We start from the raw sequence: 13759 nt of genomic DNA, 5'->3' as shown, positions 1-13759 counted from the left end.
GCTCGAGATTTGCCAATAGATCTTCCTGTCATCGGACCACGAAACTGAGGCTTACGCCCGGCTTTCAGGAAGTCGGCACATAAGATCGGCAACCCATATCGGCAAAACCTTGCCTTATTCAGAACAAACATCTTATAAATACTTAACTTTCTGAGAAACAAAGATCGGCAAGAAATGCTCGAAACTCCCGGCAGAATAGAACCCTGTTTCTTCGAAGAACACATCCCGGCCGAACTGGCAGACCTGTCAGTGGAGATCCAACGAGAAGCCAGCGGTCTTGGCAAGGGCCTGCATCCGGACAGCGCAGCGGAGCTGGCCGACCTCGTTCGCATGATGAACTGCTACTATTCGAACCTGATCGAAGGCCACAACACCCGACCTCGCGATATCGAAAAAGCGCTCGCAGGCGCCGAACTGGAAGAAGAAACACGACCCCTTGCACTGGAGGCACGCGCCCATGTCATCGTGCAACGCGAGATCGACGAAATGCACCGAGCGGGCGCCCTGCCCCGCCCGACATCTGCCGAGTTCCTGACCTGGGTCCACAAAATCTTCTACGACGAAATGCCGGAAGAGTTCCGCGTGATAGAGCACCCGGACGGTTCACGGGAACCGATCATTCCCGGTCGCATGCGTCGGGAGGGCGACCCTGAAGTCGCTGTTGGGCGTCACCATCCGCCATCGTCCGGCCGGGTGGCCACCTTCATGGAGCACTTCGACAAGCGGTTCCATATTGCCGCGCGCTCGGCAAGCGGGCGTATCATTGCAATTGCCTCCGCCCATCATCGTCTGAACTACATACACCCTTTTCCTGACGGCAACGGACGCGTCAGTCGCCTGATGTCCCATGCCATGGCCCTGGAAGCGAGCATCGGTGGTGACGGCCTCTGGTCAATTTCCCGCGGACTTGCGCGAGGGCTGAAGGATAGAGGCGAGTACAAGCAGATGATGGATCACGCAGACAGCCCCCGCCTCGGGGACCGAGACGGCCGCGGCAATCTCTCGGAGGCCGCCCTGAAAACCTATTGCGCGTGGTTTCTGAACGTGGCCCTGGATCAGATCACCTTCTCGGCAAAGCTGTTCGACCTCGACGGCCTGGACAAACGCTACCGGCGCCTGGTGGCCGACACGATCGACGACAAGCGCGCGCCGGACCTGGTCTCCGCCGTCCTGCGGCATGGCACCCTGGAACGCGGGGAAGCGCAGTTTGTGCTCAAGACCTCCGAGCGCACGGCACGGAACACGCTCAAGCAACTCACCACGGCGGGTTTCCTGGTTTCCGCTTCGCCCAAGACACCGGTGCGCCTTGCGTTCCCACTGGAATACCGGGAGCGCCTGTTCCCCAATCTGTTCGCGGATGCCGATCTGCCGGAGTGAGGCGCGAGGCATGGCGAAAAGGGCAGCTTGCGCCGCCCTTTCCGAGGTTAGATCTCTTCAGTGACATCGTCACGTTTCGGAAAGGCAACCATGTCGACGCCAGGGAACATGTTGTGCTTGACATTGATCGACGTGATGTTGCCCCGGTCGTCGGTGTTGACGAAGAGAACCCCGCAGCGATCCCAGAAATTCTTGCCTTCTTTCTCACCGGTTTTGACGTTCAGTTTCAGAGTTTGAGTAGTCATTGTTTGATCCTCGCTTTTCAGTGTTTCGATGAACATGCGAAAAGCGGGCATCAAGGACATGTCAGCAGGAAAATTGATCCGCGAGGAATGCGCGTTCAGCGCAGGGGAATTTTCCTGTTGAAGCGCAGCGCCAGGTCCGGCTGCCCGCTTATGATGGTGTGGATACCCCCGCCTTAAGGCATCACCTCGTGCCAGATTGCGTTTAGGTAAACGCCGACAACAACAAAACAGGGAGAATATCCAAATGCCAGACGTGAACATCATTGGTGTTGATATCGCTAAGCAAGTATTTCAGGTGCATGGCGCCAGCAAAGATGGATCAGTTGTTTTCCGGAAGAAACTCAATCGCGCGCAGTTTTTACCATTCATAGCATCACAACCTTCATGCGTTGTCGCTATGGAATCATGTGCTACGGCGCATGGGTGAGGTCGCGAAATTCGCAAACTCAAGCATGAAGTAAAGCTGATCCCTCCTCAGTATGTTAAACCATTCGTCAAACGCCAGAAAAATGACCGATCGGATGCGGAGGCAATCACGGAAGCCGCGTCACGCCCTACCATGCGTTTTGTCGAGGTAAAGACTGTCGAACAGCAATCCAGGGCGATGCTTTTTAGGTCCCGTAAGATGTTTTTGGTTCAACGCACCCAAACTATCAATGCACTGCGCGGACACCTTGCAGAATACGGCGTGATCGGTCCAAAAAGTCAGGTCGGATTCAAAGCATTGAAGGCCGCATTGGTGGATAAAGAAACCGATCTTCCCGATATCGTACGTGCCACTGCGCTGATTTACGTTGAGCATATCGACACGCTGGCCGACAGAATTAGCGTTTTTACGAAGCAGCTGGAAGCTACAGCAAAATCATCTGATAAGGTACGCAGGCTAACATCGATGCCGGGTGTCGGTTTGCAGACAGCTCTGGCAATCGAGGCATTTGCTCCGGATATGAGTTGTTTCAAACGCGGTCGGGACTTCTCGGCCTGGCTCGGTCTCGTACCACTGCAAAACTCGACGGGAGGAAGAACCCGGCTCGGAAAGGTTTCGAAAATGGGCCAAAACGACATTCGAAGTCTACTGATTGTGGGTGCCATGTCGGTGATTAATGCTGCAAACCGATACGGCGTTAAATGTGGCAGTTGGCTGGCCAGAATGCTGGATCGCAAGCCTAGGTTGCTGGTTGCAATCACGTTGGCCAACAGAATGGCGCGCGGCATCTGGGCTATGCTTACAAAAAACGAAGATTACCGGAATCCTGAGGCGGCGACATAGGCAGCTGCCTTGCTCCTCATCTCAAACCTCGGGACGTGTGAAGAGGTCAACGAATAGCATGGGAGATTGATCGGAGAGATCCAGAATGGGAAAACCGTGGATGAACTACAGACTAAAAGTCTTCGCTTATGATTTGGACCCATCTCTGCGCATCACCATACCGGCCCGCAGCCCTTAAGTCGCTGCACAACGAGGCCTTATAAATGACCGCATCCGATCGCACGTTCTCACGCCAGTCGAAAACCGCTTGACACTGGGGGTATCCATAAATGTTCATCTTGAAGAAACACGTGAGTGAGGATCGTCACTGGCTACGTCCTGAAACCACGCCATGACCGAAAAGGAGGTCAGAATTTCGGCGGCACTGCGCGGGTCGAATTGTTCGGAACGCTGATCGGCCAAGCCACTCACGATCAGTCCGTCACCGCAACATATCCACGGCGGCGTTTCTGTTTGTCGAGTTTCAGGAGCGCCTCGGCGGCTTGGGCTGAATCCTCGTAAGTCACCATCATACCCCGCCCTTTCGTACCTATGCGCCCCCAGCTGCGCAGCACTGACATCTCTCCGAACAGCGTGGGCTGAATGTCGATCCCGTAGAACCGCGCCATGTTGAGCTCTGGGTTCATATGGATCAGATGGACAGGATTGGCCTCTGTCGGTTTCATGGCAAGATTATCGTCCGGCACGAACAACCTGTCCAATGACATTGCGAGATCCGGACGTGGGTAATGATTCATATCCGTGATGGGGGCTGACGAACTTTTCAGCCCACCGTGTCGATAATCCCGCCCATTATCATTACCGTTTTGGGAGCCAAGGAATCTCAGGCGCGAGGACCACAACTTGCCTTGCCAGCAGACACTCAATGCCGCGTCGCAGGTTTCAGAACGTTGTCCGTCTCAAGTTTCAGCGCCGACCGCCAAAGCGGTGTTTTGAAGCACATGTGGGCGGGCTGCCCCGCGGCCTTGGCATCCTGAGTTGCAATCAAACCCGACCATTCCAAGGGTGTGAGAACATAGTGGGAAAACGCCGCAATCTCCCGCCAGTTGGCATCGTCCCCATCACGGCCGTCTTCATAGAAGGTGTTATAAAGCTCGCGTTCACTAGCGCCGTTCTCTAATTCAACATTGGTTACATTCAGCCAGACATCCCATGTGCCGACGGGAGCCTGCTTGAGTCGCCCGTAAGCTGCGTGATCAAGTCTCAGTATGTAAAACGGGATCAATTCATGAAAGAGCTTGCCGGGGGATCGAGATAGTGCCTCGCCTTTCCTGCTCGCGCGGAATTCGCCCTTGTAGTGGCGCCCCATTTTGAGAGTGGTCAGCAGGAAATGCAGCAATTCGAGTGGCGCGAAATCGTATTCGTTCAGGACCTTGTTGTACCGAAACAGTTCTTCGGAACTGCTGCCAGGCCACTCGAAATGCTCTGCCGCCCAATGCACAAAGGACCGTTTGAACGCTTTGGTTTTGGTCAGCCCGATCGGGCCTTCTTCGACGGCATATCTCAAGGTGAGACGCGCCGCGCGTATCAGCGGCGAATATCTCAGATCAGGATGATCATCTGAAAGGCGGCGAAATTCATACATTGCAATTTCCCGAGCCCCCTAGTCTCGAGACGCCAATGAGAGAACGGATGCGCATCACGCCTGATCTTTGCCGAACAGTTCCAACAAGAGCTGCTCCGACCTTTGCAGACCCTCATCGGTAAAGACGATGGATCGCGCCTTGCTAACAGGATCAGAGATCCATCCCTTTTCATGCAAGCGCGCCAGGACATCCCAGTCAAAACCCTTCCAGGCCCGCCGCTCGTCGTGAAGCGTCAATCGCAAAAGCGCCATGGTGGCGTCATCAATCTTGTCATCATCAAGCTGCATGTCACCATGCGAAAACAACTACACCAAAGTGTCAAGGGCGCCGGCAACTATGTACAGAGTATGCTTTGAGAGATGCCGACCCCACGAGACATTCATCGGATCGGGTCACGCCGCGGAGCACTTCGCATTCCTGCCATTCGTGTATCACGCAGCATTTTCGATACCTGGATGACGGCAACGCGGACAAAGCCATCCTTCGCGGCATTTGTCCCAATGTCAGCTTTAAGAAAGTCAGGAGATGTCAACAACGATGGCTTTGGTCACCTATCAGTCTGAATTTGAAGACAAGAACAATATCAGCGGGTTTACGTGCTCATCTTCGGTTAGGTATGTCAAATCACCAACATCGTCGAAGCAGATACCCATGGAAACAGGATTAGCTTCGACTGGGTAGACGCTTTCACATAGTTCACTGCGTGCCCTGATACCGCAGACCATGCCGAGTTCCTGAACAGTGGCGATGTATTTCTCTGTTATTGTCGCATCAGTCTCAGGACCTTCGAACCAGCCTCTGCAGGCGCAATAGTTGGCGCGCGCTATTTCGAAGAATGCCGACTTGATTGCGGGTTTGGGTTCCAGCACAGTGCCAATGAAGGTTATTTGGCGGCACGCGTACCCGGCACCTTGGTGTTGGAAGGCCATCCAATTCCTCGTGATAGGTAGTACCGGCACAAGGTTCGTGAACGCAAGCATTGCGACGACACCATGATCGACACGTTCGGACAGCTCCTCGAAGTAGTCCCAAGTGAATACGGTCTTAAGAGAACCGTCTCGCATCAAGTTTGGCCGCTTTGCAGATTCCACCAGCTCCGCCAACAGTTTGGGGTAATCTGAGTATTTACGCGGGCCACCGTATTCTGGCTTCAAACGGCAGAGGCCGTCTTCACCACGAAATTCCGCCAACATGCTTTCGTCGATCAACATGCCGGTTAGATAACTTGAAACTCAGGCTCTGTCGAACACGCAGGAGCGGACATTCGTTCCGCGCGCAGCGTCCGTCAAATTTGGCTCTTTGCCGTCATCGGAGCAAGCGCAGCATCTGATCCTTAGTCCCAACTGGCTCGGATGGGGACGGCCCTTACCAGACATTCGCACAAGTCTTAATCTGACCTAGCCGCTTCCCGAGACCGGACCTTCATGCACAGCGCAGCAATTTCGGAATATCGAGCCTCGCGGATGGGTGGATGACGTCTGCACCTAACTGTCGCGCAATGCGGCATGGTACAGAAGTCATCTTCTGTTAGGAAAGGAGCACCACCATGGAAGTTACGACAATAGGATTGGATCTCGGCAAGGATGTTTTCCAGGCCCACGGCGTCACTGCTGACGGCACAGTTGTCTTCAATCGTTCGATCCGACGCAGATAGCTATTAAGGTTTTTCAATACGGTCGCTTGAATTTGGATTGGCACCTTATTGTTAGATTTTAGAGCGCTGGATTCTCAAATTGGCTGCCAAGCGACAGATTGATCACTTTGCGTAGTCATGAAATGCAGATCTGATGTCCTTCACGCCAGTCTTCAGGCGATCATCATATTTCTGCGATAGGTCGGATTCGTAGGTTTCAAGATCCTTGCGGTCTGCCGGCTCTTTTTCCGGTCGGATTTCCCAGCGCATGCTGCGCACGACTGCGTCCATCTGGGTACGCATATCCGGCCAGAGCCGCATCAGGAAGTCGAACAGCAGATCGAAAGAGACCTCGGTTTCATCCTCATAGGCCATGATGAACGCCCTGGTCGCCGTGTTCAGTTTGCGGGTGCGTTCGTCCTGCGTGTTCCGAAATTCCTCCAGTTTTTCGCGATTGGCCTCGTCCTGAAGGCGTCCCTCGCGTTCGGACATCTCTGCACTGACCTTCTTCTCGCGCTCCCCTTCGGCGATTCTTTTGGCCTCGCTTAATTTGAATGCTTCGGGTGCGACCATACCGCGACCATGCAGGGTCTTGCGAAGCTCGTCGGCTTCTTCTTGCTTGCCCACCATCACCAATTGCTTGTGCCGGGCGGCTTCCTCGTCGGTGATCGGATATCTGGCGGCATTTCTCTTTGGTGTCTTGCGCTTGCTGTACGCCGTTTTCGTTCTTGGCAGTTCCGTCTTCGGCTTGTAGTCCGGCAACGTCCCGAGGATTGCCGCTTCGCGCTCCTTGTCGATCGGGATACTTTCGTCCAACGCCCGGGTTTCTTCTTTGCCCAGGGCCTGTTTTGCAACGCCCAGCAGCGGTATCACGCGGGTGACGTCGGCGTGCGGCTCAAGCCCGAATACCGGCAAATTCTTGATCTTGTTATCTGTATCGTTTTTTTCCCTGAAAGCCACCACGTATTCCATCGCCCGCAACCAGAGATTGTGATCCACGCGGATTCTGTTCCCCGGATAGAATTTGTGCTTCAGGCCCGTCGTAACGCCGGTACCTGGCGCGGTCACCAAGACCTGCATCGCTTTGGTCATCTGATTATATCGTTGAAGCACGCCCTTCTTGCGGACAAGATCGGGCCCGGCCTGTTTCGCCAAGGCCAGCAATTCACCGTCGGTGTTGATGAGCTGTTCGAACTTCCTCTTCTTTGCTACGATCAACTCGGTGCGCGCCTTGAACTTTTCGTTCTGGAATTCATCCAGAACATGGCCACGAACAAAGGACGGGCGTTTATGGATCGCTGCATGAAAAAGCCCTTTCAGGTCGGCGCCGATCTGGTCCTCGTGCAGGGTAATCAAAGGGACGGCCAATTCCTGACGTTCGGGTGAGCTCTTGTCCTTGTAGTCGTTATAGGCAACCAGGGTTGCATTCTTGTGGGCGGTTTTGCGCATCAACTCCTTCTGCGGGCCGTCGGCGGTGCTGTCGGGGCATTCGTCGATAAATTGCACCAATACCTCCAGCGGGATATGCCATGTCGAGGGGTTCGAATAGCTTTTCTGGCTGGCCTTGCCTTCGCGCTCCCGGGCAAGGCCCTGCAGCCGGCGGGTCAACTCGCCCGGGTCGATGGCGGTGTCCTTGCCAACCGCACCTTCGACACCTTCGCTGAACGGCGTACGCGTGCCGGTTTCGTCGAAGTTGGGATCTGTAAAGTCGTTGCCCGGGTCGCCAATCCGCGCGCTGGCCGACGGGCCCAGGCGCACCAGCAGGCGGTTGCTGGCCAGCCCGCGATCGGTCAGCCGCGACTGCGGCGCGATATGGTGCCAGGTGTAGTCGGAGGAATCTTCAAAGCCCGGCAGGCCCTGCCACTTCTTCATTTCCTCGACTTTCAGACTGTCGAGTTTGCTGCGGTCATAATCGACACCGCCTGTCGGGCCGATCAACCGGACCCGCTGGAGGACCGCGCCGGCTGCCGCGAGCCGGTGCGATCGCAGCTGCTTCACCTGCGCACTTTGATCTGCCAGCGCCTGCAGCTTTCGCTGAATCACCATCTCCGGACGCTTGATCGCCACGCCAAGCGCATCGACCTTCGGCGCGGCCTGTGACGCGGGATCATGGGCCGCGTGGGTCGGCGTGGCGTTTTTCTGATGAGCTTGGCTGGCCGTGGCTTTCATTATTCAGAATGATCAATCGAGTTTCGTTGCCATGTAGCGACAACGCTATGAGAGATAGCGGGGCGAAATGAACGAAATCGTTCTATCCAGTTCGATAAATCGATCACTGCGAACCTCCGATTAAAGTGGGAAATATCTTGATAGCAATCCGGTCCAATCTGTCATTCGGTAATCTTTATGTCACGGTATAGGAAGCTTTTTCTACCCATCTCTGAATGACGCTTTCATCTGACTTTCAGGCCCCAGAGGTGCCGGAGAACAGAATTCGCCTGAACCTCCCCTGTCAACGGCGGCGTAAAAGTCGGCCACTGTGACGGAGCAAAAGTCGGAATTCATGGCGTGACGCCTGAAAACAAGCGCGTGCAATTGCGTTTGGCGGGGCTCGCCACCTGATGCGGGCCCAAGGCCGCCGGCGAAATTTCAGTGGCCAGTCCCCCGGTTGCGACAGCTCAGTTGCAGCCGAAATTCTCCGATTGGTCTGCCAGTTTACGGCAAGTTCGCCTGGTTTCGCCCTCTGATCAAGCTTTCCGCACGGCGGGCGGTGTCCGTGTTGTTCATCCTGCCCAAGCACGACGACCATCATGTCTAGGCGATCTTAGCAAAGCTGGGGGCCTCGTCACGAGGTGAATGGGAGGAAAAACGCGGCGTCTGAGCTTGATCCGATCTTCAACATGACACAGCTTTTCCCGAGGTGGCCACCGGACATAAGACTGGCATCTTATTGGCATTGGACCGGATTTTTTGGCACCACAGTGCATGGCCGATGGGACTCACTGCCGACCTCTGGGGTAGCGCACCATCCTGTTCCGATGAAGTTGTTGGCGCTGACAGGGCGGCCCTTAGCTGTCATTGGCAATTGAGGTCAGATGCTGCAATCGCAGCTCGCATTGCGGACCTTCGCTGCGACCGCTTCTTCGAATTGAGCATGTGCTCACGCAATGCGGACAAAGCAAGCTTTGGCTTTTCAATCGCAGCATGCACCGCAGCGAGAGTGCGAAATCACAGTCCCGCAGCTTGTTTTAGGATCACGGCGGTAAAGACATCCTGATGCGCGCCACCGATATTCTTGTAAACGGTGATCTGATCTTCTGAAGTCCGTCCGGCAGTGCGCCCCTGTACGAGGCCGAAGGCATCGCCCCGAATGTCATCCCAGCTCAAAGCACCGGAGGCCACAGGTAGGATCAGCTCACCCACCTCATCGCGGCCACGGTCGCAGCAGGTATAAACCGCTGCTCGCCGCATCGCGTCATCATCCGTCTCGCGCATGTCCGGCAGGTATGATCCAACCAGATCGAGATGTGCGCCGGGTTTCAGCAGCGCGCCTTTGACGAGCGGCGCGCGCGACATGGTCACGCTGCTGATCACATCCGCCTCTGTCACCGCCGCATCAAGATCCGACGCGGCTTTGGCGTTGATACCTTGCATACGCAGCGTGGTCGCCAGAGCCTCGGCCCGGGATGCGGTACGATTCCAGATCTGTACGCGGGTAATTGACGGGCGTGCAGCAATATGTGCCATCGCCACATGCGGGCCCAACCCGCCTGCACCAACAACCAACAGTTCTTGCGGTTCAGGCGGGGCCAGCAGCGCTGTGCCAAGCCCCGAGACCGCAGCGGTCTTGCGATAGGTCATCGCCTCCCCATCGGCCACCAGCACCGGCGCGCCGGTTTCCGAATCAAACGCAGCGACAGCGCCAAGGACCGACCCGATGGGCGGATCACGGTCGCGGTTGGCGGGAAAGACTCCAACCATCTTGACCACGATCAACCGCTCCCCCAGCCAGCCGGGCAGAGTGACGAACATGTTTCCCGTCCCTGCCGGATCATTGGTGTAGACACCATCCCCCGCAGGCATCTCCCCTTCGTGTAGCTTTTGTAGGGCCGGGATCAGTTCGTCGTAGGGAAGCAGCCGGTGAACAGCTTCGGCATCAAACATCTGCATGGCGCGACTCCTTCAGGCAGATCCCGGGTTCCCCCACCATACCGCCCTGCAATGAAATACCAAATTTACCTTTGACCGGACCGCGCGATTTGATCAGACTTACCCGAGCCAATTCCGAATTAGGAACGCCGCCATGAATGCCGCTGCCGATACCTCCAGCACCGACCCGCTTCTTCAACCCTTTCAATTGGGGCATCTGAAGCTGCGCAACCGGATCATGAGCACCTCGCATGCCATTGGTTTTGGCGAGGACGGCATGCCCACAGGGCGTTACCAGCGCTATCACGAAGCCAAGGCGCAAGGGGGGATCGGTCTTACTATGTTTGGCGGATCGACCAATGTGTCGCGCGACAGCGCGAACACCTTCGGCCAGCTCAGCGCTAGCAATGACCGCATCATCCCTTATTTTCAGAAATTCGCGGATCGCATACACAAACACGGCGCTGCGCTGATGTGCCAACTAACCCATCTGGGCGGGCGGAGCCAGTGGCGCGGAGATAACTGGCTGCCCACCATTTCGCCCAGCAGGTTCCGCGAGCCACTACATCGTGGCTTTACCAAGGAGATGCAGGCCGACGATATCGCTCGTGTGATCAAAGATTTCGGTCAAGCCGCGCAGCGCTGCTATGAAGGTGGGCTCGACGGGTGCGAACTGCACATAGCCGGGCACCTCATTGGGCAATTCTGGTCACCCGCCACGAACCAACGCAGAGATGACTTCGGCGGCAGCCTTGAGAACCGCGCTCGGTTCGGCCTCATGGTGCTGGAGGAGATTCGCCGTGTGGTTCCGCAGCCCTATCTCGTCGGTGTGCGCATGGCCGTAGGAGAAGGTGATGGCGGTGTCATGCCGGATGAAGACTATCTGATGATGGCCGAAATTCTCGAACGTTCCGGCCTGATCGACTTCTTCAATTTCACGTACGGACGCATCGACACAGAGGTGGGCCTCGCCCGTTACATGCCCGGCATGGCGCTTGGACTGGCACCCCAGCTGCGCCCGGTGGCGAATTTCCAGCAAAATGTGGGACTGCCGGTGTTTCACGCAGCGCGCATCAATGACATGGCCACCGCCCGATACGCCGTGAGAGAAGGGCATGTGGATCTCATTGGCATGACCCGCGCGCATATCGCCGATCCGCATATCGCGCGAAAACTTTCGGAAGGGGCGGAGGAGACGATCCGCCCATGCGTCGGCGCAACCTATTGCTCCTGGCATGGGAGTTGTATTCACAACCCCGCCATCGGCCGTGAGGACGTACTGCCGCATGTTATCGAAAATGTTGAAGCGCCAAAACGTGTCACCGTGGTCGGTGCAGGCCCCGGTGGGCTGGAGGCCGCGCGCGTCGCCGCTGAAAGGGGCCATACCGTCACGCTAATGGAGGCCGCGCCCAAAGCGGGCGGTCAGATTCTGCTGGCTTCGAAGCTCGACTTGCGGCGCGATCTGATCGGCATTGTCGACTGGCGGGTCAGCGAGTTGGAGCGCCTCGGCGCGACGGTGCGCTACAATGTCTTGGCGGGTCCCGATGAGGTCGCCGAGACAGAGCCCGATACCGTTATCATCGCCACGGGCGGAGTGCCCGACCGGCTGGAGGACATCTCCGGCGCGGAGCTTGGGATGCCCCTCTGGGAAGCGCTTGAGGCCGCCATACCGCCCGAGGGTAACGTGATCTTTTACGACGGGACAGGCACAGCTGCGGGCTTGAACGGCGCGCATACGCTAGCAACTGCAGGAGCGTCGCTGACTTATGTGACCCCCGACAGAACCGCTGGTGTGGAGGTCAGCGAAATCGAACGACCACTGCAAATGCGCGCGTTCTACAAATCTGGCGCGACGCTTCGCCCCGACCTTACGCTGCGTTGTGTGGAGCGTGACGAAAACCGTCTGCGCCTGATTTTTGAGAACAGCTATAGCGGTGAGACGGTCGAGATGCGCTGCGATACGCTGATCTACGAACATGGGACGCTACCGGTTGACACCCTCTATCTTGAACTAGCAGGCGTGGCGCGCAATCACGGGCTGCCGGATTTGTCGGCTCTGACCGCAGCCCAGCCGCAGCCTGAGAATGATGGCGAGGGTTTCGATGTCTACCGAATAGGGGATGCTACTTCGTCGCGCGACATCCACGCTGCGATTCTCGACGCTGCACGACTCTGCGCGCGACTCTAGCTTGGCTCACTGCGGAAGTAGGAGCAATTGCGGCATCAGGCCCCCATCGAGTTCGACCGCGGACGGCCCTTAGCCGACATTCGGCGACTTCCAGAATTCACCTATCGGTTTCCTGAAAGCAGTCATTGGTGCGCTGCGCAGCATTTTTGAATACGCCGATAACACTTAGAACGTTATCCGAAACCGACATATCCAGTCGCAGACCTTGGTATTATGGGCATCATCCTGTGGTACTGCTGCTCAAGATGATGTTCCTTTCGACCGCCCGAAACTATCGGCTCGTGCGCCGATGACTGCCCTACCCGAAACCCTGCCGCAACCCTCGCGACGCGCTTGGGCAATGGGGCTTATGATCATCAGTTCGCTAGGCATCAGTTTCGGCGGACTGGTAATCCGCTCGATTGAGGCAGCGGACGTCTGGCAGATCAATTTCTATCGTTCAATTGCTCTGGTCGGCATGGTCGCACTGATCATGGCGCTGCGGCACGGCCGCGCCGCTATGATTCAAACCCGTGGCATCGGGCGCCCCGGCCTGCTGGCTGGTGTTATGCTCGCAGGCGCGGGCATATGCTTTCTGCAATCGGTTACAAACACGACCGTTGCGAACACGCTATTCATGCTGAGTGCCATCCCGTTCTTCACAGCCGCGCTTGCTCGGATATTCCTGGGCGAGAGGCTGATGCCGGCTACCATGCTAACAATGTGCGCCGCCGCCGTTGGAATTTTGGTGATGGTATCGGGCGGGATCGGAGCAGGATCGCTCTATGGAAACATAATGGGTCTTCTGACAGCGCTCTGTTTCTCGTGCTACACGATCATCTTGCGCCGCCACCGCGGGATCGAGATGCTACCGGCGCTCATGGTGTCGGGCTGTATTATCATCGTGATCTCACTGGCGCTAAGTTGGGGCGATCTGGCAATCCCTCTACGCGACATACTGCTTTGCTTTCTGTTAGGTGGCATCCTCTCGGGGCTGGCCAACGCGCTGTTTATCGCCGCCTCAAAACATCTCGTCGCCGCAGAGTTAACATTGTTCATGTTGCTGGAGTTTGCCCTCGGCCCTGTCTGGGTCTGGCTTTTCATCGCCGAAACTCCGACAAGAGCGACGATTGCCGGTGGCGCCATCGTAATCGGCTCGGTGGCGGTACGAGCCGGGCTGGAACTGATTCAAAATCGCAAGCGCCACAAACGCGGCGTTCAACCGCCGCTCTGAATTCTACAACGGGCTCTCGATTACGGCCCACAGCTGACCTGCATCCACAATTGTTTTTGCCGCGGCGCAGCCCCTCATAGGAGATGGGGTGGATGGCTCCTGCTCCCCCGGCGTCGCAATGCGCCATACTGCATTTGTCTATCACTGCTAGGAAAGGA

10 protein-coding genes and 2 pseudogenes are annotated in these 13759 nt (G+C 56.6%); 5 read left to right on the top strand and 7 right to left on the bottom strand.

Annotated features, from left to right (window positions below; all coding sequences use genetic code 11):
• Window positions 1–174: 174 nt before the first annotated feature.
• The gene (locus tag LC334_RS21420; protein WP_085802280.1) at window positions 175–1377 is read left to right on the top strand and encodes a Fic family protein; all 1203 of its coding nucleotides are present in this window, start codon (window positions 175–177) and stop codon (window positions 1375–1377) included.
• A 47-nt stretch (window positions 1378–1424) separates the two neighbouring features.
• On the opposite strand, the gene LC334_RS21415 is transcribed toward LC334_RS21420, so the two are convergent.
• Window positions 1425–1622: a hypothetical protein gene (locus tag LC334_RS21415; protein ID WP_139836528.1), complete on the bottom strand. Its 198-nt coding sequence runs from the start codon at window positions 1620–1622 to the stop codon at window positions 1425–1427.
• A gap of 244 nt (window positions 1623–1866) precedes the next feature.
• Here LC334_RS21415 and LC334_RS21410 point away from each other — a divergent pair.
• Window positions 1867–2892, top strand: a pseudogene (locus tag LC334_RS21410) (IS110 family transposase).
• Between the two features lie 413 nt (window positions 2893–3305).
• Here the strand turns inward: LC334_RS21410 and LC334_RS21405 are convergent.
• The 4 genes from LC334_RS21405 to LC334_RS21390 all read right to left on the bottom strand — a co-directional run bounded on the left by LC334_RS21405 (window position 3306) and on the right by LC334_RS21390 (window position 5689).
• A complete protein-coding gene (locus LC334_RS21405) occupies window positions 3306–3557 on the bottom strand; it encodes a WGR domain-containing protein (protein ID WP_085802311.1) in 252 nt (83 codons plus the stop codon).
• Window positions 3558–3754: 197 nt separating this feature from the next.
• Window positions 3755–4477: a hypothetical protein gene (locus tag LC334_RS21400; RefSeq protein WP_085802278.1), complete on the bottom strand. Its 723-nt coding sequence runs from the start codon at window positions 4475–4477 to the stop codon at window positions 3755–3757.
• Window positions 4478–4531: 54 nt separating this feature from the next.
• The gene (locus LC334_RS21395; RefSeq protein ID WP_085802277.1) at window positions 4532–4765 is read right to left on the bottom strand and encodes a DUF6429 family protein; all 234 of its coding nucleotides are present in this window, start codon (window positions 4763–4765) and stop codon (window positions 4532–4534) included.
• 267 nt (window positions 4766–5032) lie between these two features.
• Window positions 5033–5689 (bottom strand): hypothetical protein, encoded by a 657-nt coding sequence (locus LC334_RS21390; RefSeq protein ID WP_085802276.1) that lies wholly within the window; start codon window positions 5687–5689, stop codon window positions 5033–5035.
• Between the two features lie 335 nt (window positions 5690–6024).
• Between LC334_RS21390 and LC334_RS23355 the strand changes: the two are divergent.
• Window positions 6025–6126: pseudogene (locus LC334_RS23355) on the top strand (IS110 family transposase); the annotation flags it as partial.
• A gap of 108 nt (window positions 6127–6234) precedes the next feature.
• On the opposite strand, the gene LC334_RS21385 reads toward LC334_RS23355, so the two are convergent.
• On the bottom strand, window positions 6235–8280 hold the full coding sequence (locus LC334_RS21385; protein WP_085802275.1) for a hypothetical protein: 2046 nt from the start codon (window positions 8278–8280) through the stop codon (window positions 6235–6237).
• A gap of 999 nt (window positions 8281–9279) precedes the next feature.
• Window positions 9280–10221, bottom strand: a complete 942-nt coding sequence (locus tag LC334_RS21380) for an ornithine cyclodeaminase (protein ID WP_085802274.1) — start codon at window positions 10219–10221, stop codon at window positions 9280–9282.
• Window positions 10222–10354: 133 nt separating this feature from the next.
• On the opposite strand from LC334_RS21380, the gene LC334_RS21375 reads away from it, so the two are divergent.
• Together LC334_RS21375 and LC334_RS21370 are read left to right on the top strand one after the other, a co-directional pair.
• A complete protein-coding gene (locus LC334_RS21375; RefSeq protein ID WP_085802273.1) occupies window positions 10355–12388 on the top strand; it encodes an NADH:flavin oxidoreductase in 2034 nt (677 codons plus the stop codon).
• Window positions 12389–12677: 289 nt separating this feature from the next.
• Window positions 12678–13601 (top strand): DMT family transporter, encoded by a 924-nt coding sequence (locus LC334_RS21370; RefSeq protein WP_085802272.1) that lies wholly within the window; start codon window positions 12678–12680, stop codon window positions 13599–13601.
• Window positions 13602–13759 lie beyond the last annotated feature (158 nt).

It is taken from the genome of Roseovarius aestuarii (genome assembly GCF_019966515.1).
Lineage (GTDB): Bacteria > Pseudomonadota > Alphaproteobacteria > Rhodobacterales > Rhodobacteraceae > Roseovarius > Roseovarius aestuarii.
The sequence above is the reverse complement of the archived record's forward strand: the minus strand, read 5'-3'. Positions and strand labels throughout refer to the sequence as shown.